Annotated in this window: 22 protein-coding genes; 9 read left to right on the forward strand and 13 right to left on the reverse strand. The window is 68.3% G+C overall.

Features of this window, described 5'->3' with window-relative positions; translation table 11 throughout:
- Nucleotides 1-22 precede the first annotated feature (22 nt).
- The 5 genes from ACFC14_RS02140 (at nucleotide 23) to ACFC14_RS02160 (ending at nucleotide 4,449) form a co-directional block, all read left to right on the forward strand.
- Nucleotides 23-649 carry an HAD family hydrolase gene (locus ACFC14_RS02140; RefSeq protein ID WP_376100990.1) on the forward strand — a complete coding sequence of 209 codons (627 nt, stop codon included), beginning with the start codon at nucleotides 23-25 and terminating at the stop codon, nucleotides 647-649.
- The gene (locus ACFC14_RS02145) at nucleotides 646-1,389 is read left to right on the forward strand and encodes a GDSL-type esterase/lipase family protein (protein ID WP_376100991.1); all 744 of its coding nucleotides are present in this window, start codon (nucleotides 646-648) and stop codon (nucleotides 1,387-1,389) included. Before ACFC14_RS02140 ends, ACFC14_RS02145 begins: the two co-directional genes overlap by 4 nt.
- Nucleotides 1,390-1,425: 36 nt before the next feature.
- Complete coding sequence (locus tag ACFC14_RS02150; protein ID WP_376100993.1) at nucleotides 1,426-2,598, forward strand: histidine kinase; 1,173 nt, start codon at nucleotides 1,426-1,428, stop codon at nucleotides 2,596-2,598.
- Nucleotides 2,595-3,251 carry a response regulator gene (locus ACFC14_RS02155; protein WP_376100995.1) on the forward strand — a complete coding sequence of 219 codons (657 nt, stop codon included), beginning with the start codon at nucleotides 2,595-2,597 and terminating at the stop codon, nucleotides 3,249-3,251. Before ACFC14_RS02150 ends, ACFC14_RS02155 begins: the two co-directional genes overlap by 4 nt.
- Before the next feature lie 91 nt (nucleotides 3,252-3,342).
- Nucleotides 3,343-4,449, forward strand: a complete 1,107-nt coding sequence (locus ACFC14_RS02160; RefSeq protein ID WP_376100997.1) for a hypothetical protein — start codon at nucleotides 3,343-3,345, stop codon at nucleotides 4,447-4,449.
- Here ACFC14_RS02160 and ACFC14_RS02165 read toward each other — a convergent pair.
- The gene (locus ACFC14_RS02165; RefSeq protein ID WP_376100999.1) at nucleotides 4,446-5,096 is read right to left on the reverse strand and encodes a TetR/AcrR family transcriptional regulator; all 651 of its coding nucleotides are present in this window, start codon (nucleotides 5,094-5,096) and stop codon (nucleotides 4,446-4,448) included. The genes ACFC14_RS02160 and ACFC14_RS02165 overlap by 4 nt on opposite strands.
- Before the next feature lie 86 nt (nucleotides 5,097-5,182).
- Between ACFC14_RS02165 and ACFC14_RS02170 the strand changes: the two genes are divergently transcribed.
- On the forward strand, nucleotides 5,183-5,563 hold the full coding sequence (locus ACFC14_RS02170; protein WP_376101001.1) for a DUF1761 family protein: 381 nt from the start codon (nucleotides 5,183-5,185) through the stop codon (nucleotides 5,561-5,563).
- Between the two features lie 22 nt (nucleotides 5,564-5,585).
- Nucleotides 5,586-5,864, forward strand: a complete 279-nt coding sequence (locus tag ACFC14_RS02175; RefSeq protein WP_376101003.1) for a DUF1905 domain-containing protein — start codon at nucleotides 5,586-5,588, stop codon at nucleotides 5,862-5,864.
- A 20-nt stretch (nucleotides 5,865-5,884) separates the two neighbouring features.
- Here ACFC14_RS02175 and ACFC14_RS02180 read toward each other — a convergent pair whose 3' ends face one another.
- The 6 genes from ACFC14_RS02180 to ACFC14_RS02205 all read right to left on the reverse strand — a co-directional run bounded on the left by ACFC14_RS02180 (nucleotide 5,885) and on the right by ACFC14_RS02205 (nucleotide 12,359).
- Nucleotides 5,885-6,073 (reverse strand): hypothetical protein, encoded by a 189-nt coding sequence (locus ACFC14_RS02180; RefSeq protein ID WP_376101005.1) that lies wholly within the window; start codon nucleotides 6,071-6,073, stop codon nucleotides 5,885-5,887.
- 136 nt (nucleotides 6,074-6,209) lie between these two features.
- Nucleotides 6,210-6,581, reverse strand: coding sequence for a hypothetical protein (locus tag ACFC14_RS02185; protein ID WP_136043105.1), 372 nt, complete (start codon nucleotides 6,579-6,581; stop codon nucleotides 6,210-6,212).
- A gap of 64 nt (nucleotides 6,582-6,645) precedes the next feature.
- Nucleotides 6,646-9,255: a family 78 glycoside hydrolase catalytic domain gene (locus ACFC14_RS02190; RefSeq protein ID WP_376101007.1), complete on the reverse strand. Its 2,610-nt coding sequence runs from the start codon at nucleotides 9,253-9,255 to the stop codon at nucleotides 6,646-6,648.
- Nucleotides 9,252-10,112, reverse strand: a complete 861-nt coding sequence (locus ACFC14_RS02195) for a carbohydrate ABC transporter permease (protein ID WP_376101009.1) — start codon at nucleotides 10,110-10,112, stop codon at nucleotides 9,252-9,254. The genes ACFC14_RS02190 and ACFC14_RS02195 overlap by 4 nt, the downstream gene beginning before the upstream one ends.
- On the reverse strand, nucleotides 10,109-11,002 hold the full coding sequence (locus tag ACFC14_RS02200) for a carbohydrate ABC transporter permease (protein ID WP_376101011.1): 894 nt from the start codon (nucleotides 11,000-11,002) through the stop codon (nucleotides 10,109-10,111). Before ACFC14_RS02200 ends, ACFC14_RS02195 begins: the two co-directional genes overlap by 4 nt.
- A 58-nt stretch (nucleotides 11,003-11,060) precedes the next feature.
- Complete coding sequence (locus tag ACFC14_RS02205; protein ID WP_376101012.1) at nucleotides 11,061-12,359, reverse strand: ABC transporter substrate-binding protein; 1,299 nt, start codon at nucleotides 12,357-12,359, stop codon at nucleotides 11,061-11,063.
- 112 nt (nucleotides 12,360-12,471) lie between these two features.
- Between ACFC14_RS02205 and ACFC14_RS02210 the strand changes: the two genes are divergently transcribed.
- Nucleotides 12,472-13,503, forward strand: coding sequence for a LacI family DNA-binding transcriptional regulator (locus ACFC14_RS02210; protein ID WP_376101013.1), 1,032 nt, complete (start codon nucleotides 12,472-12,474; stop codon nucleotides 13,501-13,503).
- Nucleotides 13,504-13,569: 66 nt separating this feature from the next.
- Here the strand turns inward: ACFC14_RS02210 and ACFC14_RS02215 are convergent, their stop codons facing one another.
- From ACFC14_RS02215 to ACFC14_RS02240, 6 genes are all read right to left on the reverse strand, one after another.
- The gene (locus ACFC14_RS02215; RefSeq protein WP_376101014.1) at nucleotides 13,570-17,670 is read right to left on the reverse strand and encodes a PQQ-dependent sugar dehydrogenase; all 4,101 of its coding nucleotides are present in this window, start codon (nucleotides 17,668-17,670) and stop codon (nucleotides 13,570-13,572) included.
- A 275-nt stretch (nucleotides 17,671-17,945) separates the two neighbouring features.
- Nucleotides 17,946-18,698, reverse strand: coding sequence for an ABC transporter ATP-binding protein (locus ACFC14_RS02220; RefSeq protein ID WP_376101015.1), 753 nt, complete (start codon nucleotides 18,696-18,698; stop codon nucleotides 17,946-17,948).
- Nucleotides 18,688-19,449: an ABC transporter ATP-binding protein gene (locus ACFC14_RS02225; protein WP_262001461.1), complete on the reverse strand. Its 762-nt coding sequence runs from the start codon at nucleotides 19,447-19,449 to the stop codon at nucleotides 18,688-18,690. Before ACFC14_RS02225 ends, ACFC14_RS02220 begins: the two co-directional genes overlap by 11 nt.
- On the reverse strand, nucleotides 19,446-20,561 hold the full coding sequence (locus ACFC14_RS02230) for a branched-chain amino acid ABC transporter permease (protein WP_376101016.1): 1,116 nt from the start codon (nucleotides 20,559-20,561) through the stop codon (nucleotides 19,446-19,448). The genes ACFC14_RS02225 and ACFC14_RS02230 overlap by 4 nt, the downstream gene beginning before the upstream one ends.
- Entirely contained in the window at nucleotides 20,545-21,429 is an 885-nt protein-coding gene (locus ACFC14_RS02235; protein ID WP_029262173.1) for a branched-chain amino acid ABC transporter permease, read from the reverse strand. Before ACFC14_RS02235 ends, ACFC14_RS02230 begins: the two co-directional genes overlap by 17 nt.
- 10 nt (nucleotides 21,430-21,439) lie before the next feature.
- On the reverse strand, nucleotides 21,440-22,675 hold the full coding sequence (locus ACFC14_RS02240) for an amino acid ABC transporter substrate-binding protein (RefSeq protein ID WP_205820379.1): 1,236 nt from the start codon (nucleotides 22,673-22,675) through the stop codon (nucleotides 21,440-21,442).
- Nucleotides 22,676-22,802: 127 nt separating this feature from the next.
- On the opposite strand from ACFC14_RS02240, the gene ACFC14_RS02245 reads away from it, so the two are divergent.
- Nucleotides 22,803-23,816: a LacI family DNA-binding transcriptional regulator gene (locus ACFC14_RS02245; protein WP_376101017.1), complete on the forward strand. Its 1,014-nt coding sequence runs from the start codon at nucleotides 22,803-22,805 to the stop codon at nucleotides 23,814-23,816.
- The last annotated feature ends 177 nt before the right edge of the window (nucleotides 23,817-23,993 follow it).

Here is a 23,993-nt window from a genome sequence, read left to right on the forward strand (position 1 = left end):
GCGATTGAGAGAGGATGGACGGATGATCCGAGTAGTGGTGTTCGACCTCGACGGAGTGATCCGTCACTTCGATCCTGCCTACGTGGCCGAGATCGAGCGCCGCCACGGCCTCGAGTCGGGAACGATCGCGGGCACCGCTTTCTCCGCTCCTCTGATCGACGAGGTCACCACAGGGAGGATCACCCGCGCGGAGTGGGTGCACCGGATCGGCGAGCGGATCGGCAACACGACGGCGGCCACGGAGTGGGGCGTTCACCCTGCCGTGGTCGACGGGGACGTGCTGGCCCTGTCCGATGAGGTCCGTGCCGCGGGGCTCCGCACGGCGGTGCTCACCAACGGCACCGACACCATCCCGAACGAGCTCGCCGCCCACGGCATCACCGACCGCTTCGACGCCGTCTTCAACTCCGCCGAGATCGGCTTCGCGAAACCCGATGCACGCGCGTTCCAGCATGTGCTCGATGCGCTCGAGGTGGAAGCGTCCGAGGTGCTCTTCACCGACGATTCCCCGTCGAAGCTCGCCGGAGCGGAGAGCCTGTCGATCCACACTCACCTCTTCGCGGGAGCGGACGACCTGCGCGCGCGGCTGATCGCGGTGGGGGTCGGGATCGAAAGCCCCGCGCGTGAGTCTTTCGAGGAAGCGAAGTGACCCGGGCGCGCGGACCTCGGGCGCGCGTCGCACGGAGTTTCGCCGCATCGCTCGCCGTGCTGGCGGGCGTGGGCGCGATCACATACCGCCACATCATGTTCCCCCCGGTCCCCCGCCGGCGGGACGCGCAGGTGACCATCGCCGCCGTGGGCGACAGCAACACCTACGGGGCAGGCGCGCTGCTGCGGGGCCGCCATCTCCACTCTTATCCTGCGCAGCTCGAGCGGATCCTCGGCGGCGGATACCAGGTGCTCAACTACGGCGTGAATCGGTGCACGCTGCAGCAGGAAGGCGACTGGCCCTACGACGCGACTCCACAGGCCACGGCGTCCCTGCAGGCGGGAGCGGACATCGTGCTCATCATGCTCGGCTCGAACGATGCCCGCGGCGACAACTGGAATGCGGAGCGCTACCGGTCCCAGCTCGTCGCGTTCGTCGAGCGCTATCGCACGCGCGGCGCGACCGTCTTCCTGCTGACTCCACCCGTCGCGTTCCCCAATCGCCGCAGGGTCCACGAGCGGATCATCGCCGACGAGGTGGCCCCGATCGTGCGCGCCGTCGCGAGCACTCTGGGGGTCGATCTGATCGACGTGTTCGACGTCACCAGCCAGTCCGTCACGCGGCATCCGGACGGCATCCACCTCGATGTCCGCGCCAGCGCCCTCGTCGCTGAAGCGGTCGCCGACGCGATACGGATGCCGCAGCGACCGGGCCACCCCCACACTCACCCGGACGGGTGATCCGCTGCCCCGAACCCGCGTGAGAGCATGAGGGCGATGCGGTCCGAGGCCTCTTTGACGAGTCTCCGTCGGCACGCCTGGCTGCGTGTCGACGTCATCGTGGCGCTCATCGCCCTCGTGATCCTGCTGCCGTCGAGCATCGCGATTCTCACAGAGCCGGCCACCCGCCCCGAGCCGTGGATCCTCGCGCTCATGATCGCCCTGTACGTGGTGCTGCACCTCGCGACGCTGCTCGCCGTCCGGCACCCGACCGCCGCCATCGTGATCGCGAACGCCGTCATGTGCGCTCTCGTGCTGGTCCCCGGCATCCGCGCGGCTTCCGGGGCGTTCCTCCCCTCGGCAGCGGCCTACCTGCTGGTCATCGGCCAGGTCGCCGCGCAGACCCGCACGACCGTGAGGGTGCTGGCGCTGGCGGGCGGCATCTTCGGCGCCGGCCTCATCGCCTTCACGGAACTGCGGCTCGACGATCCGGAGCTTCGCCTCGGCGCATTCCTCGGGCTCAGCGGCGCGATCGCGGCGGCCTGGGCGCTGGGGCTGGTCCTGAGGGTGCGGCGCGACCAGGCCGAGGAGCGGATGGCGGCGCGCGTCTCACAGGCGATCGCGGACGAACGCGGACGGATCAACCGCGACCTGCACGATCTCGTCGCCCACTCGATGACGGTGATGATCGCCCAGGCCGAGGTCGCCCGCACCTTGCGCGCCGATGACCCCGACCGGAGCGACGCCGCTCTCCGCATCGTCGTGGACACCGGCCGCGAGGCTCTGCGCGGAATGCGCTCGGTCGTCTCCGACGATGCGCCGCGCGAGCCGTTGCCCACGATCGACTCCCTCGAGGAGCTGGTCGAGAGCGTACGCACCCCCTCGACAGACGCGCGACTGACGGAATCGGGCACCAGGACTCCGCTTCGCGCCGATGCCGCGCTGGCACTGCATCACGCGGTGCGCGAGGCGCTCACCAACGCGATCCGACATAATGCGCCTCCGGTCGCGATCGGGGTGCGGATCGACTGGCGGGCGGATGCGGTGCAGGCGACGATCGAAGACGACGGAGGGTCCGGCCCGGTCGCGACCGACCTCGGCAGCGGTATGGGCCTGGTCGGGATCACCGAGCGGGTGCGGCTCGCCGGCGGCACGCTCACCTCACACGGACGGGATCCGCGGGGATGGATCGTCACGGTGGATCTCCCGACCGAGAGGAGCATCGGATGACCTTGCGAATCCTGATCGTCGACGACCAGGAGCTGTTCCGCACCGCCATCGCGCTGATGCTCGCGCGCGATCCGCGCCTGTCGGACGTTGCCACCGCATCCTCGGGCGAAGCGGCGATCGAGCACGTGCGGGCGCATGCCGTCGACGTGGTCCTGATGGACATCCGGATGCCGGGGATGGACGGCATCGCCGCCACCCGTGAGGTGCTGCGGCTCCGCCCCGCCACCCGGGTGCTGATCCTGACCACCTTCGACCTGGACGAATACGTGTATGCCGCGATCCGCGAGGGGGCGAGCGGCTTCCTCACCAAGGACGCGAGCCCTGCGGAACTCGCGGATGCCGCGATCGCGGTGGCCGCCGGCGAGTCGGTGATGTCGTCGCGGGTCACCGAGGCGCTGATCGGATTCGTTCGCGACGGCGCTCCCGGCGCGGACCCGGCATCGGCGCTCGCCGCCCTCAGCCCTCGGGAGCAGGAGGTGGCCCGCGCTCTCGCCACCGGCGCCTCCAACGACGACATCGCTCGGAAGCTGTTCCTCTCGGCGAACACGGTGAAGACGCATGTGAAGGCCGTCCTCGCGAAGCTCGGCGTTCCCGATCGGGTGCACGTCGTCATCTGGGCGTACGAGAACGGCCTGCTGCGACCGGGGCGCTGACCGCTCTGCACGGGCAGGTTCACTCCTGCGGGTGAGGGGGATGACCCCTGCGGTCGAAGTCGGTGGCGGAACACGTTCCTAGCGTGGAGACATGTCCACTCACACCCGTTTCCTCGTCCTCCTCGCCGCCGCTGTCGGTGCCTTGGCCGTGACCGTCACCAGCCTGGTGAGGATGCTCACCCCCGGTGTCGACGCACTGCCCTCGAGCCTGATCGGCAACCTCGGCCACGGTGTCGAACTCGCGCTCTCCCTCACGGGGGCGCTCGCCGCGCTCCTCGTATCCGTCTCCGCACTGTCGACCCGTGACCTCGCGAACCGCTCGGTGCCGCGGTGGCTCCTGCACACGCTCGGTCTCGTGGCCGGGGTGCTCCTCGCCATCACGATGCCCGGAGGGGTCATCGCCGCGGCGGGATACACCTTCGCGATGATGGTCATCGTCGGTGTTCTGGCCCTCATCGTGCTCACGGTGCTGCGCCGTCCGTTGCTCGGCCTGCTGCTCGGCGCGTTGGTCGTCGGCGCCCTCGCCTACGCCGCCATCGGGCTCGGCGCCGGGCCGCTCGTCCCCCAGATCCTGGGCAGCTACGGCATCATCCTCCCGCAGGCCGGTCTCGCACTCGCGCATGTCGCCGCGGCCGCCGGACTGCTGATCTGGATGATCGCCGACCCGTCGTCCCGTCGAAGCCGATTCGCGCGCGATGTGCTCCGTCACCGCCGCGCGATCACGATCGTGGCGGCCGTGTGCGCTCTTCCCTACGCGGTCGCCCGAGCGAGCTGGTTGACCCCGTGGCCGCTGTTCGGCGGAAGCGCCGAGATGTTCGCCGCAGACCCGTCGGTCCGCGTGCTCGGTCTGGCGCTCGGCGCGGCCATGCTCACCGGAGGCGTGCTCACCCTGGGCCTGATCCTGCCCTGGGGCGAGCGGTTCCCCCGCTTCCTCGCGGGACTCGGCGGGCGGTCGGTCCCGCCCGGGCTGGCCATCGTCCCGGCGAGCCTCGTCAGCGTCCTGTTCACGGCGGCCGGCATCCAGTTCGCGCTGGAAGGAGTGGGCAACGTGGAGAACACGCTGTATGTGCTTCTGATGTTCCCGTTCTGGCTCTGGGGTCCGCTCCTGAGTCTCGCCACCTGGGCCTATGCGATGCGCCGGGCGACGCCGACCGCGGCGAAGCGGTCGAACTCCTCCGCCGCGCACGTCACGGCCTAACCGGTCGGCGCCTCGGATCCGTCGCGACGGTCCGAGGCGCCGTAGCCGGCGAGGAAGAGGTCGACGGCGCCGTCCACGGGACCGGTCTTCGTTTCATCCCCGAGCATGCGGGCGTTGAGCGGCGCACCGATCACCAGCCAGGTGAACTGCTCAGCGGCGGTTCGCGGATCGGCGAGATGGAGCCGCCCCTCGGCCGCCAGCGCGCTCAGCGTATCGGCGAGGTTCTGGATGTTCGTGTTCCAACTCTCCTCCAGATAGGTGGCCGCTACCTCCGCCTGCTCGGGTGCCTCGGCCGAGACGAGCCGGCGCATCGCCACCACCGGGGGACTCAGGATGCCGGCCCGCATGGTCTCGGCCAGTTCGACGAGACCCGCGCGGGTGTCTTCGCTCGCGCGCAACCGATCGAGGGCGGGGCGCATCGCATCGCGACCGGCCATCGTCCAGTGGTGCACGACGGCGGCATACAGCGCGCTCTTCGAGGCGTGCTCACGGTACAGCGACGCCTTCGAGATGCGGGCGCGCTTGGCGACCTCGTCCATCGACGCACCGCGGTAGCCGTGTTGCAGGAAGACATCGCGCGCGACGGCGATGAGATCGGTGCCGGTGAGGCCGGATGGACGCCCGCGGGTCGGGAGGTCGGTGCTCATGGTCCGAGTTTAGTACTTGACAGTCCTAAAACAGCGATCTACGCTGAACACTAGAAGTACTAGCCAGTACTAAAGAAGGAGCCGCCATGATCGTCTGGGGCATCACCATCGCCACCGTCGTCTCGTTCATCGCCAGCGCGCTGCTCTACGCTCTGCCGCCGGTCTCGGCCCTGGTCACTCGCACGAGCACCCCGCGGCCCGGCCTGTCGGTCGCCGCGCAGATGGGTTCGGTCGTGCTGCGCAGCCTTCTCGCATCCGGCCTCGTCGCCGGGCTGATGGCCGCAGCCGGCTGGCACGGCGCCGCCTCCGGCGCACTGCTCGGGCTCGCCCTGTCGGTGCTTCCGCTGATCCTGCTCCTGGGCGGCGTCGTGCACGAGAACACCGCACCTTCCGTGGCAGCCGTGCACCTGCTCGACTGGGTGATCAAGCTCACCGTCATCGGGGCCGTCGTCGGCCTCTTCGTCTGAACTCGCGGAACCGGAGAAAGCCATGAGCACGCCACTCGACATCACCTTCACCGCGGTCCTCGGAAAGGTGCGCGAAGGCGACACCTGGACCTGCGTCCAACTCCCGGACTCGGCGACCATCTTCGGGACCCGCGGACTCGTCAAGGTCGCGGGGACCGTCGATGGCGAACCGTTCCGCGGGGCTTTCATGGCCCTCGGCGACGGCACGCACAAGCTGCCCGTCACTGCTGCGATCCGCAAGAGGATCGGTCGGACGGACGGCGACGAGGTCACCGTCCACCTGACCGAGCGCCTCAGCTGAGGCGTCGGCCAGGAACGCGGTTAGCCGTCTTCCGGGTCCTCCGCGAGGACGTCGCCCTCGTCGGTGTCGCCGCCGTCGCTGGGCACCACTGTCGGCGGGTTCCCCTTGGCGTCTTCGGTGCCGAGGTTGTCGTTTCCCTCGGTCCCGGGCCCGGGTTCGGTGCTGATGTCGTTCCGGTCGGTGCTGATGTCGTCGTTGCCGCCGCTCATGTGCGTTCCTTCCCGTCGGCGGACGCCGCAGGATCCGCGTGTGCGGGAGGGCGTCCGTGTCGCTCCGACGGTACGTCGGTGCGTGTGCGGTCGCACGCCCCTTGACACCGCCGCGAACGGCGAGCAGCTTCGCGGATCAGCCGCAGAACGCGGAGGCGGAGTCCTTGAGCTGCTCGATCGCCTCGACGGTCTCGGGCGCCTGCAGGTCGGTCATCCCGCCGATCTTCTCGGCGCCCGAGCGGATGAGGTCGCCCAGCTGACCGTCGGTGTTCTCCGCCAGTCCGTTGAGCGAGGCGACCAGGTCGTCGCGCGCGGCATCGGCCTGCTCGGCTGAGAGCTCACCCTGGTCGAGCAGCGTCTGGTACTGCCCGTACGCGTCATCGATCGTGGTGCAGGCCGCCTGCACGTCGACGCCGAGCGCATCTCCCGCCATCTGGGTCACCTGCGAGCAGCCCGCCAGGATGAGGCCGGCGGCGAGCACGAGCGGGAGGACGAGGATTCGGCGCATGCCCCGAGGGTATCCGGGCATGCTGAAGTGGGGCTGGTGATCGCCCCGGCCCCACTTCAGCGGATCATGCGGCGACGGCCTCCGACGACGAGACGAACACCTCGAACCGCCCACCCGACTCGATGCGCTGCTCGTCGAGGCCGGCGATGCGGATCGTGCCCTCGACGCCGGTCGGAACGGAGAGCTCGTACCGGATCCCCTCGGCCGATCGCCGCCAGGATCCTTCGATCAGACCGTACGGCGACTCGAACGCGACGCGTGCGTGGTCCAGTCCGCCGCCGGGCTCGGGCGCCCACTCGATCCTCCGATACCCGGGGGCCGCCGGCGAGAGTCCGCCGATGACCCGGTGCATCCAGTCCGCCACGCTCCCCAGAGCGAAGTGGTTGAAGCTGGTCATCTCGCCGGGGTTGATCGATCCGTCGGGCAGCATGGAGTCCCAGCGCTCCCAGATGGTCGTCCCACCCATGCGCACCGTGTAGAGCCACGACGGGCATTCGGTCTCGAGGATCAGGTCGTACGCCGTGTCGACGTGTCCGGTCTGGGACAGCGCGTCGCTGATGACGGGGGTCCCCGCGAACCCCGTGGCGATGCGGTTCCCCGCCTCGCGGACAAGTGCGGCGAGACGCCGGCCCGCAGTCGCCTCCTCGGTGGCGCTCAGGAGCCCGAAGCGGATGGCGAGTGCATACGCGGTCTGCGCGTCCGAGGCGAGAGTGCCGTCCGGTCGCACGTACTCGGCGCGGAAAGCGTCGCGTGCCTCCTCGGCGATCCGTGCGTAACGGTCGGCATCGGCCGCGAGTCCGAGGAGTCGTGCCGTGTCGGCCAGCCGGCGGGTCGAGAACGCGAAGTACGCGGAGGCGACCAGGTACCTGTCGGTGCGCGCTTCGGCCGGATCGTGCGGCGGCGCGGCCGGGTCGAGCCAGTCACCGAGCTGGTGACCGTCACGCCACAGACGCGCGGATCCGGACTGCGTGATCATGCGCTCGACCCACTTGCGGCCGCTGTCGTACTGGCGGCGCAGCACCTCTCGGTCACCGAACCGCTCGTGGAGCGTCCAGGGCGTCAGCACCGAGACGTCTCCCCACACGGCCCCGGTCCGGATCGGATTCCAGGTGGGACCGCCGGGGATGACCGGGACGAACCACGGGATCGTGCCGTCGGGAAGCTGCTCCAGCGCGACGTCGGTGAGCCAGTTCTCGAGGAAACCGGCTGAGTCGTAGAGGAAGGATGCCGTGGGCGCGAAGACCTGCACATCGCCGGTCCACCCGAGGCGCTCGTCGCGCTGCGGGCAGTCGGTGGGGATGCTGAGGAAGTTGCCGCGCATGCCCCAACGGACGTTCTCGTGCAGGCGGTTCAGGTCGGGGTTCGACGTCTCCAGCCATCCGGTGCGGCGCATGTCGCTGTGGATGACGCGCGCGACCACGTCCCCCTCCCCGATCTCGTCGAGGCCGGTGACCGTCGCATAGCGGAAGCCGTGGAAGGTGAACTTCGGCTCCCAGAACCGCGGCTCGCCGCCGTCGAGCGTGATCAGGTCGTGGGCGTCGGCCAGGCGCAGCGGTCGGATGCCGAGATCTCCGTGCTCCAACACCTCGGCATGACGCAGGGCGATCACATGCCCCGCCGGTCCGTGCACCCGCGCGCGCAGCCTCCCCACGAGGTTCTGGCCGAAGTCGAGCAGGTGGGTCGTCTCGTCGATCCGGGTGACGGTGACGGGGGCGAGCTCCTCGGTGCAGCGCACCGGCGGGAGCGCGGGGGCGATGAGCGTCGCCGGGTCGCGATGTCCGACGCGCACGGGGCTCCATCCGTCACCATCGGCTCCGGGGCGCGACCACCCGAGCTGCTCCTCGCGCGCATCGTGCTTCTCGCCGTCGTACAGGCCGGACACCAGGATCGGGCTCGGGGCGGTCGACCAGCTCTCATCCGTCGCGATGACCGTCGTGCTCCCGTCGTCGTGCGTGACCTCGAGCTGAGCGATGAGGGCCTGGTCGGTGCCGTACAGGTCGCGGTAGCCGCCGTTGAAGCCGAGCCGTCCGCGATACCAGCCGTCGCCCAGCCAGGCGCCGACGGTGTTCTCACCCTCGACGAGCTGGTCGGTGACGTCGAAGGTCCAGTACACGAGACGCTCGTCGTACTTCGTCCACCCCGGCGAGAACTCGTGGTCGCCGATGCGCGCACCGTTGATCTCCGCCTCGTAGAGCCCATGCGCCGTGACGTACAGGCGTGCGCTCGCGACCGGACGATCGAGACGGAAGGTCCGCCGCACGAGTGCGGGACGGCGTTCGGTGTCGGGAGTCTCGGGCCACGACGCGCCGACCGGTGCGGCGACCCAGTCCGCGGCATCCAGCAGTCCCGCCTCGGCGGTCGTCTGCTCGCTCCAGGACGACCAGCGCTGATCCTCGCCGCGGACGCGCACGCGCACGCGCACCTGCTCGCGGGAGGAGAGCGGTTCGAACGGCCAGTCGACGAGCACCTGGTCGGCGTTCGTGCCCGATGCGACGACCGTGCCGTCCGCGCGCTCGCACTCCAGCTGCCACCCGTGCTGGGTCCAGCCCTCCGGCGCCTCGGTCTTCCAGGAGAGCCGCGGCGTGCGGGCCCCCAGGCCGAGGGTGTCGTCGATGTGCTCGAACCGGGGAGCGGAGACCTTCACGAACGTCCTTTCAGAGGTGGGCGCGCTCATCCCTTGACCGCTCCGGCCGTGAGGCCCTTCTGGATGCGCTGGTTGAGCACCAGGTAGATGATCAGGAGGGCGAACACGTTGATGCTGATGGCGGCGAACAGCGGACCGTATTGGGTCGTGCCGAACTGGCCGTTGAAGTTGAGCAGTCCGACCTGCAGGGTGCGCAGGCTGCCGGAGTTGGCGAAGGTCAGCGCGATGAGCAGGTCGTTCCAGAAGAAGAAGAACTGCACGAGGCCGACCGTGAACAGTCCGTTCTTCATCATCGGCAGCGCGATGGAGAAGAACTGCCGGTAGATGCTGGCGCCGTCGAGCGTCGCCGCCTCGAACACCTCCCGTGGGATCGCACGGAAGTACGTCGCCATCAGGAAGACGGTCAGCGGCAGACCCGTGGCCGTGTAGGTGATGATCAGCGGCCAGAGCGAGCCGGTGAGCCCGAGCTGGAAGTAGGTGCTGAACAGCGGGAGCAGGATCATCTGCGTCGGCACCATGATGCCGGCGAGGAAGATGATCAGCACCCCGCTGCGTCCCTTCCACACGAGAACCTCGAGCGCGAACGCCGCCGCGGTGCCCAGGAGCAGCATGAGGAAGAGCGAGGGCAGCACCGTGATGGCGCTGTTGAAGAGGGACTGGCCGAGACCGGCGGTGTCCCAGGCGACGATGTAGTTGTCGAAGTTCCACTGCTCCGGGAGCGCCCAGGTGGGCGCCTCCAGGAACTCCCGCTGGCTCTTGAACGAGCCCAGCAGCAGCCAGATCAGCGGGTAGCCGACGATGACCAGGAGCACGGCGACGAGCAGCCAGATGGGTGCGCGGCGGAGCATCCGGGCGGCGCGGCGGGATACGGGCGTCGACGTGCTCATGCCACGCCTCCCTTCTTCGCCGTGCGGGCATTGGCACGGAAGATGAACACGGTCACGACGAGGCAGATGATGGTGAGCAGCATCGCGATGGTCGAGCCGTAGCCGTAGTTGCCGTAGGTGAACGCGTTGTCGAACATCGAGATCGTGAGCGGGCTGGTCGAGGTGCCCGGTCCTCCGTTGGTCAGGGCGAGCACACTGTCGAAGACCTTCAGGGTTCCGTTGATCGAGAAGATCAGCGACGAGATCAGCACCGGGGCGGAGAGCGGCAGCACCACGTGGCGGACGAGCTTCCATCCGCTGGCGCCGTCGAGGCGAGCCGACTCCAGCACATCCTCGGGGATGTCGATCAGTCCGGCGTAGAGCAGCACACCGTAGAAGCCCATGGAGCGCCAGATGTCCATGATCGCGATGACGATGAACGCGCTCGCGCCGTCACCGAACCAGTCGACGGGGACCCCGCCGAGGCCCGACAGCATCGAGTTGACGACACCCTCGGTCGGCGCGATCGAGAACAGCTGCTGGAAGAGCAGCGCGACGGCGACCGTCGGCATCACGACGGGGAAGAACACCAGGGTCCGGACGAGGCCGGATGCCCGCTTGAGGGCGAAGACGTAGAGGAGCGAGAGCAGGTACCCGAGCAGGACCTGCCCGATGGTCACCACCGCGGCGTACTTCAGGGTGAACAGCAGCGCGGCGTGCACCTCGGAGTCGCCGATCAGCCGGACGAAGTTGTCGAGGCCGACGAACTCGAAGCCGACGATGGCGTTGCCCTCGAACAGCGTGTAGCCCAGCGACCAGAACACGGGGATGAGCATCACCACCGAGTAGATGAGCAAGGCGGGGCCGAGAAGGATGACGATCGCCTTGCGGTCGCCCAACACGTTCTGCATACGTTCTCCTGAAGGATGAGGGGCGGCGTACGGGGACGCCGCCCCTCTCGTTTTCTCGCTAGTCGAGGTCCGCCTGGATCATCGACATGAACTCCTCGGCGGAGACACTGCCGGTGATCAGCGGTGCGGCGTTGCGCTGGCTCGTGGTCGTGGCCTCGGCAGAGAACAGCGCCTCGAACCAGAGGACGGTGGTCTCGGTGCCGGCGACCTGCTCCTGGATGAGCTGCGTGAGCGGCGGCACATCGGAGACCTCGGTGTTGAGCGCGAAGCCGGATACCCGGTTCTCCTGCTCGAGAGCCACGGAGCCGTAGTTCTCGGTGATGCAGGACAGCCAGGCCTCGGTGTCGTCGTTCACGGCCTTGGCGTTCATCGTGATCGGCAGACCCACGTTGGCGGCGAGCTGCGAACGGTCGCCCGCACCGCCTTCGACGCCGGGGAACGGCATGAAGCCGACGTTCTCCGCGCCGATCTGATTGACCTCGGGGTCGTTCGCCTGGCTCAGGAACCACGAGCCCATGTAGAACATCGCGGCCGAGCCGTTGAGGAACTGGTTCTCGCTGGTGGCCATGTCGATGGAGCCGACGCCCTTGCCGAAGTAGCCCTCGGCGCCGAGGTCGGCGATCGCCTGCGCGGCGGCCACGTACTCGGGATCGGTGAGCTTCGCCTCGCCGTCGGCGACCTTCTGCAGCGCGTCCGGTCCGAGGTCGCGGAAGAGGTAGCCGGAGATCAGGCGGGTGATCGGCCAGCCCTGCTCGCCGCTCGCGGAGAACGGCTGGATGCCGGCGGCCTGGAGCTTCGCAGCGGCGGCAGTGAGCTCGTCGAAGGTCTGGGGCTCGTCGATTCCCTGCTCGGCGAAGATCGCCTTGTTGTACCAGATGCCCTCGACGTTGTACTCGAAGGGAAGCACGCGGAAGCCGCCGTAGAGGTTCTCGATGGTCGAGATCGCCGCGGGTTCGATGTTGTCGATCACGTCGAGGTCGGTGAGGATCTCGTCGAAGTCGGCGACGTTGCCCGAATCCGCGAGGGTCTTGGTCAGTGCAGGCGCGTTGCCGGCGCTGAAGAGCACCGGAAGATCGCCCTGACCGGCCTTGAGCTGCAGCTGCTGGTCGAGGTTCGACTGCGGGACCGTCTCGACATCGAGCGGAAGGGTGTCGGCCTCGGCGGAGCAGGCATCACCGGCGAGCGTCTCCAGGATGGCGGGGACCTCTGTGTTCTCGACGTTCACGAACAGAGACAGCGAATCCGTGCCCGCCGTCGATCCCCCGCCGCCACCGCATGCGGTGAGTGCGAGGGCAGATGCTCCGGCGATGACGGTGATCGCACCGCGTCTCCAGAGCCGTGCTGTGGTCAGCTTCATGATTCCTCCTTGAAACGGGCGAGCCGCGTTGATCACACTTGAAGCGCTTCAGATAGTACGCTTGAAGCGCTCCAAGAAGCAAATGCCATTTCAATGAACGGACGACGACCACATGACCACCTCCTCCGATGCGGGCCGGCCCCGCCCGGTGATGGCCGACGTCGCCCGACATGCGGGCGTGGCGCTGGGCACCGTGTCGAACGTGCTGAACAATCCGCAGATCGTCGCGAAGGAGACGCGCGAGCGGGTGCTGAGCGCCATCGACGAACTCGGCTTCGTACGCAACAACGCCGCCCGCTCCCTCGTCACCGGGCGCGCGGACACCGTCGGATTCGTGGTCGTCGATGTCGGCAACTCGTTCTTCGTCGACATGGCTCGCGGCGTCGAGGAGGAACTCGATACGCACAACATCCGCCTCCTCCTCGCCAACAGCGACGTGAACCTCGCGAAGCAGGACTCCTACATCAGCGTGTTCGAGGAGGCGAAGGTGGCGGGCATCCTCCTCGCCCCGCTCGATGCTCCCCTCGATGCCGCTCGCGCCGCCCGCCACCGGGGCATGCCCGTCGTGCACGTGAACTGGCCGGGAGACGACGACGCCTGCGGCGTGGTCGTCGACGAGGAGCTCGGCGGCTATCTCGCCATCCGTCACCTGCTCGACCAGGGTCTGCGACGGCTGGCGTTCGCCGGTGGCCCGTTCTCACTTTCCGCGATCGCCCAGCGTCACATCGGGGCGCAGCGGGCGGTCGCCGAAGTCGCCGATGCCCGGCTCGAGACGATCGAGACCCGCAGCATCACCGTCCGCGGCGGCTACGCGCTCGGCGAGATGCTCAGCTCCCGACCCGTCGGCGAGCGCCCCGAGGGGCTCTTCGCCGCCGCCGACGCCCTGGCCGCGGGCGCGATCCAGACCATGCAGCTGGCCGGCATGCACGTGCCGTCCGACATCGCCGTGGTCGGCTACGACAACAACCACTTCGCGCAGGACAGCTCGATCCCGATCACCAGCGTGGGTCAGCCGGGACACGAGATGGGGCGCACCGCCGCCCAGGTGCTCTACGAGGAGATCGTGGACCCCGTGGGTCACACGCACCGCACGATCACGATGACGCCCACGCTCTTCGCCCGCGCGAGCTCGGCCGTCGTCTGACGCTGACGCGCAGAGCGGCCCCCGGAACGGAATCCGTCCCGGGGGCCGCTCTGACTTCGCCCGCTGCTACCCGCCGGCGCCGACCAGCGTGAACGGCACGGTCGTGGCGTTGCCCGCCACGTCGTACACGACCAGCGTGTTCGCGCCGGCCTTGGCACCGAAGGCCCCCGGCTTCACGAAGTTGAGGTCGGACCAGACGTTGTCGGTCAGATCCTTCGCCACTCCGTTGACCGTCAGCCGGTCCACCTTGCCGCCGTCGTTGAGCTTGTACGACACCAGGCTGTAGGAGCCGTTCGCACCCACGGTGTACTGGCCGCCCTCCTTGACCGTCACGGCGGGGGCCGTGACGTCGAGGGTGAACTTCACGGTGGTGGCATTGCCCGCCACGTCGTACACGACCAGCGTGTTCGCCCCGGCGACGGCACCGAACACTCCCGGCTTCACGTGATTCAGGTCGGACCAGACGTTGTCGGTCAGATCCTTCTCGACGCCGTTGAGGGTCAGCCGATCGATCTTCCCCTCGTCGTGGAGCTTGAACGACACCTTGCTGTAGACGCCGTCACGACCGACCGTGAACTCCGCGCCGCTCTTGACGGTCGCCACGGGGGCCGTGGTGTCCGTCGCAGCCGCCGTGACCGAGAGGTCACGGAGACGCCCGAAGTTGTCGAAGGAGCCGAAGCCCACCCGCCCCTCGGGGAACGTCTTGTCGTTCGCGGTCATCAGCGGGGTGTCGAGGCCGTCCACGTAGACGGCGATGTCGCCGCTGTCGACGCAGCGGACCACGCGCACGTCGTGCCACTCCTCGTCGGTGACCGCCGGCGGAGCACCGACCGCACCGTCCCATTGGTCGTCGATCCGCTCGCGGTCGGCCTTGTTCACCTTGAAGATGCCGTTGTGCGGGTAGATCGAGTTGTCCTGCGAGAGGTGTGCGTAGTAGTACTCCGTGTCCGACTTCCAGCCGAAGACGATGATGACGTCGCGGTTGTTCACGGATGCCTTCTCGTCGAGACGCACCTCGCCGGTGAGGTCGAACGATCCCAGCTCCGGTCCTTCGGTGAGGACGGCGTACTCGAACGGCCGGCGGATGCCGTCGTTCGGGTTGGCGCCCGCCTCGGTGAGCACGACCTCGTCACCGGGGAAGTCCCACTTGGCGGGGGTCCGCGGCGCCCAGTCGCCCTCCGCCATCACATCCGTGATGACCTCGCCGTCCGGCGTGCAGGTGGGCGGCGTCGGCGGTTCGACCGGCGGCACGGCGTACAGCGCGTACTGCGCGGCGACCTGCTCGGCGGTCGGAACCGTGTCGAGCAGCATGATGTCGTCCATCCGACCGTTGAACGGGTTGGCCTCACGCGTGTTCTGCGGGAAGCTGCCGCCGATCTTGATGCCGGCCGGTGCGGTGTCGGACGTGGATCCGCCACTCCACGGGTTGGACGCGGTGTACTTCCCCGCGAGCTCTTCACCGTTCATGAACAGCTTCATCTCGCCCGCCGCGAAGTCGAAGGTCGCGGCGAGGTGGACCCACTGCCCCTTCTTGAGGATCTCGTTCCACGGCAGGTCGGCCGCGAACGTCCAGGAGCCGGCACCGTCGACGCGGCGCCCGAGAGCCACGAGCTTGAGCTCGCCGTCGACCGTGATGACCTCGAGCAGCGCTCGCACCGCGTGACCGTCGGAGGTGCCGGTGAGCACGCCCGCGAGACCGATCGCGTTGTACACGTCGTCGGGATTCGCCGTGCCCGAGTTCAGGGCGGGGTGATCGCCGGTCGGCTTGAACCAGCCCATGACGGAGGCCTTGTCGGTGCCGGCGAACGCGTCGAGCGAATCGACGCCGTTCGCGTCGTAGATGCCCGCCTTCCAGTCGTCGTTCGACGTGGTCCGCGGACTCATCTGCTGCGTCTGCAGCGCCTCGCCCGCACCGGGGTAGGCCCGGTCGGCGACCCGCATCTCGACCCCGCCGTTGATCAGCGAGATGTCGGTGCCGGAGCGGCCCTGATCGACCTCGATCGTCGGCTTGGCCGCATCCGGGTGGTCGAAGTCGTGGTGCGTGACCAGGTTCGGGGCGAGTGCGGGAAGGACGAACGGGTTGGTCGGCTCATCGACCGAACGCGCCCCCGTGACCTTCCAGATCTTGCCGTTCGCCTTGGAGACGAGGTAGAGCTCGCCGTCGGCGTCGGAGCCGAACCGCAGGTCGACGCGCTTGTCGCCGACCAGCTCCTGGAACGTGGTCTCCTCGCCGTCGGCGAAGACCCGCAGCTCCTCGATCGTCGCGAGGTCGTCGATGTCGCCGTCGTTGCGTACCATCTCCTCGGCATCGGTGGACAGCACCCAACCGCGCACCAGGTCCGTGAAGAGGTAGCGTCCCTGGAGCTCGGGGATGTCGCCGCGGTAGACGAATCCACCGTTCACGGCCACTCCCGCATCACCGGTCTGGCCGGGGTCGCGGTTGTGATCGTAGGCGGCCACCGGGTAGGTGAATCCGTTCTCGGCATCGTCCTTCGGCAGCGGGAAGATCTGCCGGTTCTCGGCCAGGAACGAGCCCTCGCGCACCGACCAGCCGAAGTTGTCTCCGGGCTCGACGGCGTAGACCGACTCGACCTGCCACTCGCCGATGTGCGCGAGATACATGGTGTGGTCGCCCTCGGTGTCCCAGCTGATGCGGTGCGGGTCACGCATGCCGACGGCGTAGATCTCCGGCAGCGCATCGGCGTCATCGACGAACGGGTTGTCGGCCGGCACGCCGTACTCGCCGTTCTCGCTGTCGTCGCCCGTGGGGTTCACGCGCAGGATCTTGCCCTGCGGTGTGGCCAGATCCTGCGGGTTGCCGTTACCGACGCCGTTGCCGCCGTCGCCGACCAGGATGTAGAGGTTGCCGTAGTCGGCGTCGCCCTCCGACACCGTCGGGTTGAACGCGATCTGCTGCACGGTGTGCACGCGACCGGCGAACGGGATGCGCATGACCTCGCGGTGCGTGCCGGCGAAGGTCGCCGCCGAGGGGTCATCGGCCTTCCACTCGGTGATCACGCTGTGGAACGCGGTGGTGCCGAAGGCCGGGAAGTCCGGGGTGTCTTCGGTCAGCGCGGTGCCGCCCTCGGTGTGGACGGTGTAGAACAGCCCGTTCTCGGCGAAGTCGGGGTGGAACTCCGCGGAGCCGAGACCCGTTCCGAGCCCTGCGCTGTTGTGGAAGTTGTCGATGAACTCGTTCCGGACGTTGAGGTACGGGACGTATTCGCCCGACTCCTTGTCGACCAGGTAGAGGATGTCGTTGTTGTCGGGCACCATCAGCCGGCCGGAGTCATCGGGCACCTCGTCGAGGTGCGTGATCCGGTTGTGGCGCACGAGGCGCTGGTCCTGCGTGGCCGGGGTGGTCTGCGACTTCGGCAGCTGCGCGAGCTCGGTCACCTCGATGCCGAGGTCGGCCAGTGCCGGGTCGGGCAGCGGGTTCAGCAGCGGCTCGTTCGCCGTGCCGCCCGGTGCGCAGTCGCCGGGGTTGCCCGTCGCGATCGCGAGGTTCTCCCCCGTGTTGTCGACAGCCACGTCGTCGAGCAGGAGGCGTCCCGTGCTGGTGGCGCCGTTCTTCCAGAAGAACCGGTCGAGCGCGCCGTTCACCGCCTGACGGAAGCCGAACTGCTGCTCGGTGCCCTCGGGGAGACGGGTCTGCTCCTCGTACGCGCCGCCCTGGCTGTACACGGTGACCTTGTCGGCCGCGTTGTCGGCGACGATCCACACGCACTGCCAGGCATCCTTCGACCACACGCCCGCCGGCTTGAACGCGCCGCCGTCGCGGACGCGCAGCACGTCGTCGTTCTGGTTGTTCACGTAGGCGCGGCTGTTCACGTAGTCGTTCGGCGCATCCACATCGGTGATCCCGAAAGAGGTGTCGACGCTGCCGGTGCGCAGGAAGCGGAAGAACAGCGTGCCGGTGGTGCCCTCGGCGATGGCCGGGATCGCGCGATACGACTGCTGCGTTCCCCCGACGGACTCGACGACCTGGTTGTTTCCGTTGAGCGGATCGGCGATCACACGGGGAGCCGCGGATGAGGTCCATCCGTCCTGCCCGTTCAACGCGACGCGCTCGTAGGCCTCGAAGTCGACCAGCTCGGTGAACGGTTCCGCCGCCGCGGCGGGGCTCGCGGTCAGCAGCGCTCCGACGACGGCCGCCGCAGCGACCACCGCACCCGTTCGTCGTATGCCGAAGGATCGAGGAGGCGGTGCGGCCGATCGGGTGCTCGAGCTCGCGGGTCGCATGATTCGTTCGTGCATCAGAAACCTCTCAACGTCGTCGTCGTGGGTGTCGTGCCGATGGTCGTGCCCCTCTCCGGGGCGGCACTGCAGCGGAGAAGGCTCAAGCGGTACAGCAGCTCAGGGCGTAAACGCTTTCGCAAGCGCTTTCGCCGGATGGACGAGAAAGGCGGGAGGAGGCATCGATCGCCTCCTCCCGCCGCGTTTCATCCCGCGTCGGGGACGGCGGGCTTGCCGCCGAGATACAGCGCGGCGAGGGTCGGATCCGCAAGGAGCTCGGATGCCGGGCCCGAGATGTGCACCCGACCGAGGTCGAGCACGCATCCGATGTCGGCGGTCTCGAGCGCCCGGCGCGCGTTCTGCTCGACGAGCAGCACCGCGGTGCCGGCGTCTCGCATGCGCACGATCTGCTCGAAGACCTTCTCGGTCGTCTTGGGGTCGAGGCCCATCGACGGTTCGTCGAGGAGCACGACCTTCGGGCTCACCATCAGCGACCGAGCGAACTCGACCTGCTTCTGCTGACCGCCTGAGAGCAGACCGGCGAGCTGCTTCCACCGCTCCCCCACGATCGGGAAGAGGTTCTGCACGAATTCGACGCGCTCCTGGATGACCTTCTGATCCTTGAGGGTGAAGGCCCCGAGCATCACGTTCTCGCCGACCGTCATCTCCCGGAACACACTGTGCCCCTGCAGCACGTGCGCGAGCCCGTGCCGCAGCATCGACTGCGGTCCCTCGCCGGTGATGTCACGGTCGTCGACGCTGATGCTGCCGGAGCGGGGCTTGAGCATGCCGCTGGCCACCTTGAGCACGGTCGACTTGCCGGCGCCGTTGGGTCCGACGAGACAGACCACCGAACTGGGCGGCACCTCGACCGTGAGGCCGCGGAGCACGAGCGCCGCCCGACCGTAGCCGGCCTCGATGTCGCGCAGCTCGAGCAGGTTCTTCGCTTCAGACTCCAAGGTAGGCCTCCAGGACTCGCGGGTCTTGCTGGATGATCTCAGGCGTTCCCTCGGCGATCTGGCGTCCGCGGTCGAACACCACGACGTGGTCGCACAGGCTCATGACCATCTCCATGTTGTGCTCGACGATGATGAACGTCTTGCCCTCTTCGTTGAGCTCGCGCACCAGGGTGGCGATGCGTCCGATGAGGGCGGGGTTCACGCCTCCCGCGGGCTCGTCGAGCATGATCGTGTCGGGCTCGCCCATGAGCACGCCCGCCAGCTCCAGCAGCTTCTGCTGGCCGTAGCTGAGGTTTCGCGCCTCGGCGTGCTCGAGGTGGTCGATGCCGACGCGTCGCAGCCAGCCGCGAGCCCGCTCCAACTCCTCCGGATCGTGGGCCGAGCGCAGCTGCTGGCGGATGCTCGTGCTGCGCACGGCCACGAGCAGGTTCTCCATCACGGTCATGCGCGGGAAGACCCGGCACAGCTGGAAGCTGCGGCCGATGCCCGCTCGGGCGATGCGGTCGGGCGACTTGCGGGTGATCGCCTGCCCCCGGTACCGCACCTCGCCCGAGTCGGGCTTGATCATGCCGGTGACGCAGTTGAAGAAGGTGGTCTTGCCCGAGCCGTTGGGCCCGATCAGGCCGTTGACCTTGCCCTCCTGGAAGGTGACCGTCGCACCGTCGACGGCGGTGACGCCACCGAAGGACTTGGTCATCTCGACCGTGCTCAGGCTCTCGAGCGTCGTGGGCTGTGCCGTGGGGGCGTTCATGACGACGTCTCCTTCGTCGAGGCATCCGCTGTTCGGGCCTTGTTCTGCTCCAGCAGTTCGCCGGCGGTGACCTCGCGGATCGACGCGGCGTTCGACGACCGCGTGAACAGTCCCTTCACGGCGGGGATGATGCCGTCGGGCATGAAGAGCACGACGATGCCGAGCAGGATGCCGGTGGCGATGAGGTGGAACTGCGTGTCGCCGAACTCGAGCTTGAAGTACTCGAGCGCGAGGCCGACGACGACGGCGCCGAGCAGCGGGCCGAAGAGGTTGCGCACCCCGCCGAGCAGGGCCATCAGCACCATGTACGAGCCGATCAGGATCGAGAACTGGAAGATGGGATCCAGGTCGCCGAACCACAGCGCGTAGAGTCCGCCGCCCAGTGACACGAAGAGTGCCGACAGGACGTAGGCGATCAGCTTGTACCGGGTGGTGGGCACGCCGAGGGCCTGCGCCTTGTCCTCGTCTTCGCGGACCGACTTGAGCGCGGTGCCGAACTTGGACCGGTCGATGATCCACCACACCACGAGTGCGAAAGCCAGGAGGCCGGCGAACAGGTAGTAGAAGATGCGGTGGTGCTCGGGCCGCAGCACGTCGAACGGACGCGGGACGTTGAGCCCCTCGGAGCCGCCGGTGACCTCGCGCCAGCTCTGGAACACCAGCAGCATGATCAGCACGAAGGCGATCGACACGATCACGAACGAGGCGCCGCGCACCCGGAGGGCGGCGATGCCGATCGGGATCGCGATGATCGAGACGAGCACGGCCGCGAGGATCCAGGCCACGAAGCCCGGCAGTGCCAGGTACTTGATGAGGAGTCCGGTGCCGTAGGCGCCGAGCCCGAAGTAGGCGGCGTGCCCGAGCGAGATGTATCCCGTGAACCCGCCCATGAAGTTCCACCCCGTCGACAGCACGGCGTAGTTGAGGATGACGACGCCCGCCGACAGGATGTACGGGTTCGGAGCGATGGTCGGGAACGAGAGGACGAGGGCTGCGCCCACCACGAGGAGGACGATCCGCACCCACTTCGACGACGAGCGCCGCACGGGGGCGGGGGGAGCGATCACGACCGTCTCGGTGGCGATCGGCTCTCTGCTAGAAACGCTGGGCAAGACGACCTCCGAAGAATCCTTGCGGACGGAACATGAGCGTGGCGAACAGGGCGACGTAGAACACCGTCTGTGCCCAGGTCGGCCCCAGCGGGAGCTGGAGCAGGCTCTGTGCGACGCCGAGGACGAGAGCCGCGATGGCGGCGCCCGGGATGCTGCCGAGCCCGCCGACGACGATGATCGCCATGAGCGGTCCGATCCAGTGCCAGTGCAGCGACGGGTAGATCGTGGCGTCGAGCGAGAGTGCGGTGCCGCCGATCGCCGCCGTGGCGAGTCCGAGACCGAACCCGTAGCCGGCGACGCGGTCGGTGTTGATGCCGACCAGTCGCGCAGCCTCGGGGTGCTGGATCGTCGCCCGCAGCGCCTGCCCGAACTTCGTGTACTTCAGCAGCACGAACAGGAGCGCGAGGGCCACGGCCGCCAGCCCGAAGGCGATGAGCTTGACCACCGGCACCTGCGCGCCGAAGAAGTCGAGGCTCGCACTCGCATACGGAAGGGGGATGCGGCGCTGGGTGCCGGTGAAGAAGAACCCGAGCGCCCCCTCGATGATCAGCGCCACGGCGAACGTGAGCAGCACCGACATCATGGTCAGGGTCAGCGGCTTGAGCCTCGAGACGAGCAGTCGCTGCATCACGACACCCGTCAGGAAGAACAGCGGCACCGTGACGACGAGCGACACGAGGGGGTCGATGCCGGTCTCCCGGTTGAACCACCACGCGAGGTACGCGGCCAGGATGAGGAAGGCGGAGTGCGCGATCATGACGACGCGCATGATTCCGAAGTACAGCGTGAGCCCGGCCGCCAGGAGGGCGTAGAGCCCTCCCAGCAGGATGCCGAGGATCAGGCTTTGCAGCAGCAGTGCTCCACTCACGATGTGCGGATCACCACGTCGGCTTCGGGAAGAGGAAGTCGGCTTCCTTGACGTCGTCCGGGAGGACGATCAGGATCTCGCCGTCGATCCACTGCTGGATGAGGTGCGCGCCGGTGGGCTTGCCCGTCTCGTCCCAGCTGAGCGGCCCGACGACGGTCTCGACCTCGTTCTCGCGCAGCCAGTCGATGAGCTCCTGCTGGCACTCGCCCTGCTCGGCGCAGCCCGCGGCTTCGACCGCCGCGGCGACGACCTGACCGGTCGTGTAGGCGTTGGCCTCGTCTTCCGACGGCGGGTTGCCGTGCATCTCGGTGTACTTCTCGACGAACTCGATGTTGCTCGGGAACTGCGACTTCGGCGAGTAACCGGTGGGGGCGAGGATGCCCTCGGTCGCACCGCCGATCGCGGCGGCGAATTCCGGGTTGGTCGGTGCGGTCGAGAACGCCGCGAGCTCGGGCTGATAGTTCAGCTGCTGGAGCGCGATGATCAGGTTGACGGCGTCCTGATACTGCGTGCCGCCGATCACCATGTCGGCATCCGACTGCGCGATCTTGGCCGCGATGGTGGAGAAGTCGGTGGTGTTCGGCGGGTAGACCTCGTCCACCACGACCTCGACGCCGCCCTCTTCGAGCTTGTCGCGGAGGCCGTAGGCGGTGCCCTGCGCGAAGGGGTCGTCCATCGCGGCGACGGCGACCGTCTCGGGGCGCTCTTCTTCGGGAAGCGCCAGCAGGTACTCCGCGAGGTTGTTGTAGTGGTCGTTCGCGATGGCGGGGGCCGCGTAGAAGAGATTGTCGAAGCCCTGCTCGAACACCTCTTCCGCCGCGCCGGCCGGCTCGACGAACAGCATTCCGTACTCCTGCGCGACGCGGGCCGAGGGCACGACGAGTCGGGTCGAGAACGGGCCGAACACGAGGTCGACGCCGTCCTGCGCGATCAGCGACTCGTAGTCGGAGACGACGCGGTCGGCGTTGGACTGGTCGTCGAGGATCTTCAACTCGACCTGGCGTCCGAGGAGGCCGCCGTTCTCGTTGACGATGTCGCGCCAGGCCTCGTAGCCCCGCTCGACGCCCTTGCCGGGTTCGGAGAAGTCGCCGGTGAGCGGCAGCGAGATGCCGATCACGATCGGATCGTCGGATCCACCCCCTTCCGCCTCATCGCCGGGGGCCGAGCAGGCCGAAACCGTGAGCGCGGCGATCGACAGCGTTCCGATCGCTGCCGCGATCCGTCGACCGTGTCTGGGTGCAGTCATCCGAGTCTCCTACGTCATCGTAGCGAAAGCGCTTTCGTAAGCGCTTCCGCCACTATAGTGGGACGGAAGAACGAAGAGCAACCTACCTCGCAATCAGCGTTGATCTTGCTCCACAGGGGGAGGTTTCGTGAAGCGTGAAGGCGCGCCACGACTCATCGATGTGGCCGAAACCGCAGGGGTCTCCCTGGCGAGCGCATCGCGGGCCATGAGCGGCGGCTCCGGCATCTCTCCGGAAGTCGCCGCGCACGTGCGCGTCATCGCAAAGCAGCTCGGCTACGAACCCAACATGCACGCGCGCGGGCTCGCCGGTGGGCTCGTCCCGACGATCGGTCTCGTGGTGCACGAGATCGGCGACCCCTACTTCTCCGACATCGCCAGCGGCGTGATCCGCAGCGCCACGCTCGAGAACCGATCCGTGCAGATCGCCCAGGCCGACCGCACTCCCGACAGCGAACTCGCGCAGGTCAAGTCGCTGCTGCGCCAGCGCGTCGGCTCGATCATCATCGCCGGCTCCGGATACGCCGACCCCGGACGCGAGCAAGGGATGATCGAAGCGCTGCTCGACTTCACACTGTCCGGAGGTCGCGCCGCGGTCATCGGCCGCCACCACCTTCCCGTCGATGCCGTGCTGCCCGACAACCACCGTGCGGGCATCTCGGTCGGACGCCACCTGGCCGAGCTGGGGCACCGCCGGATCGGCGTCGTCGCCGGCCCGCTCGAACTCAACACCGTCGCCGACCGCATCGCTGGTCTCCGCGAGGGAACAAGCGACCCGGACCTGGAGCTCGTCATCGTCTCGCACGAGTTCACCCGCGAGGGCGGCATCGCAGGGGCGCGCGAGCTGCTCGACCGCGACGTCACCGCCATCGTCGGCCTCAACGATGCCATGGCCATCGGCATCCTCAGCGAACTGCGACAGCACGGCATCCGCGTGCCGGAGGAGATGTCGGTCGTCGGCTTCGACGACATCTCCGTCGCCCCCGACGTCGCGCCGGCGCTCACCACCGCGCGCATCCCGATGTTCGAGATGGGCCAGCACGCCGTCTCGCTCATCCTCCGCCCGGCGAGCGACGAGGCGCGGACGATCGAGACCGCGCACGAGCTCATCATCCGGCAGTCGTCCGGGCCGCCGCGCGGCTGACGACCGGGCCAGACGACCGCGGGAACCAGATCACGTCGGGTTGATGGTCCGCCGCGTGAAGCCGTCGTGTGCCGCACCGTGCCTGCGGGGATTCAGCGGCAACGCCAGCAGCGGCGAGACAAATATCCGTTTCGACGGATAATCTGTCTGAAACGGATATTTGGAGAAAAGAATGAC

The organism is Microbacterium sp. NPDC055988 (genome assembly GCF_042269505.1).
Lineage (GTDB): Bacteria > Actinomycetota > Actinomycetes > Actinomycetales > Microbacteriaceae > Microbacterium.

Bases quoted from the DNA above. Each gene is read 5' to 3' on its own strand.
- ACFC14_RS02140 (WP_376100990.1), top strand. From the start codon at position 23: ATGATCCGAGTAGTGGTGTTCGACCTCGACGGAGTGATCCGTCACTTC.
- ACFC14_RS02150 (WP_376100993.1), top strand. From the start codon at position 1,426: ATGCGGTCCGAGGCCTCTTTGACGAGTCTCCGTCGGCACGCCTGGCTG.
- ACFC14_RS02155 (WP_376100995.1), top strand. From the start codon at position 2,595: ATGACCTTGCGAATCCTGATCGTCGACGACCAGGAGCTGTTCCGCACC.
- ACFC14_RS02160 (WP_376100997.1), top strand. From the start codon at position 3,343: ATGTCCACTCACACCCGTTTCCTCGTCCTCCTCGCCGCCGCTGTCGGT.
- ACFC14_RS02165 (WP_376100999.1), bottom strand. From the start codon at position 5,096: ATGAGCACCGACCTCCCGACCCGCGGGCGTCCATCCGGCCTCACCGGC.
- ACFC14_RS02170 (WP_376101001.1), top strand. From the start codon at position 5,183: ATGATCGTCTGGGGCATCACCATCGCCACCGTCGTCTCGTTCATCGCC.
- ACFC14_RS02175 (WP_376101003.1), top strand. From the start codon at position 5,586: ATGAGCACGCCACTCGACATCACCTTCACCGCGGTCCTCGGAAAGGTG.
- ACFC14_RS02180 (WP_376101005.1), bottom strand. From the start codon at position 6,073: ATGAGCGGCGGCAACGACGACATCAGCACCGACCGGAACGACATCAGC.
- ACFC14_RS02185 (WP_136043105.1), bottom strand. From the start codon at position 6,581: ATGCGCCGAATCCTCGTCCTCCCGCTCGTGCTCGCCGCCGGCCTCATC.
- ACFC14_RS02190 (WP_376101007.1), bottom strand. From the start codon at position 9,255: ATGAGCGCGCCCACCTCTGAAAGGACGTTCGTGAAGGTCTCCGCTCCC.
- ACFC14_RS02195 (WP_376101009.1), bottom strand. From the start codon at position 10,112: ATGAGCACGTCGACGCCCGTATCCCGCCGCGCCGCCCGGATGCTCCGC.
- ACFC14_RS02200 (WP_376101011.1), bottom strand. From the start codon at position 11,002: ATGCAGAACGTGTTGGGCGACCGCAAGGCGATCGTCATCCTTCTCGGC.
- ACFC14_RS02205 (WP_376101012.1), bottom strand. From the start codon at position 12,359: ATGAAGCTGACCACAGCACGGCTCTGGAGACGCGGTGCGATCACCGTC.
- ACFC14_RS02210 (WP_376101013.1), top strand. From the start codon at position 12,472: ATGACCACCTCCTCCGATGCGGGCCGGCCCCGCCCGGTGATGGCCGAC.
- ACFC14_RS02225 (WP_262001461.1), bottom strand. From the start codon at position 19,449: ATGAACGCCCCCACGGCACAGCCCACGACGCTCGAGAGCCTGAGCACG.
- ACFC14_RS02240 (WP_205820379.1), bottom strand. From the start codon at position 22,675: ATGACTGCACCCAGACACGGTCGACGGATCGCGGCAGCGATCGGAACG.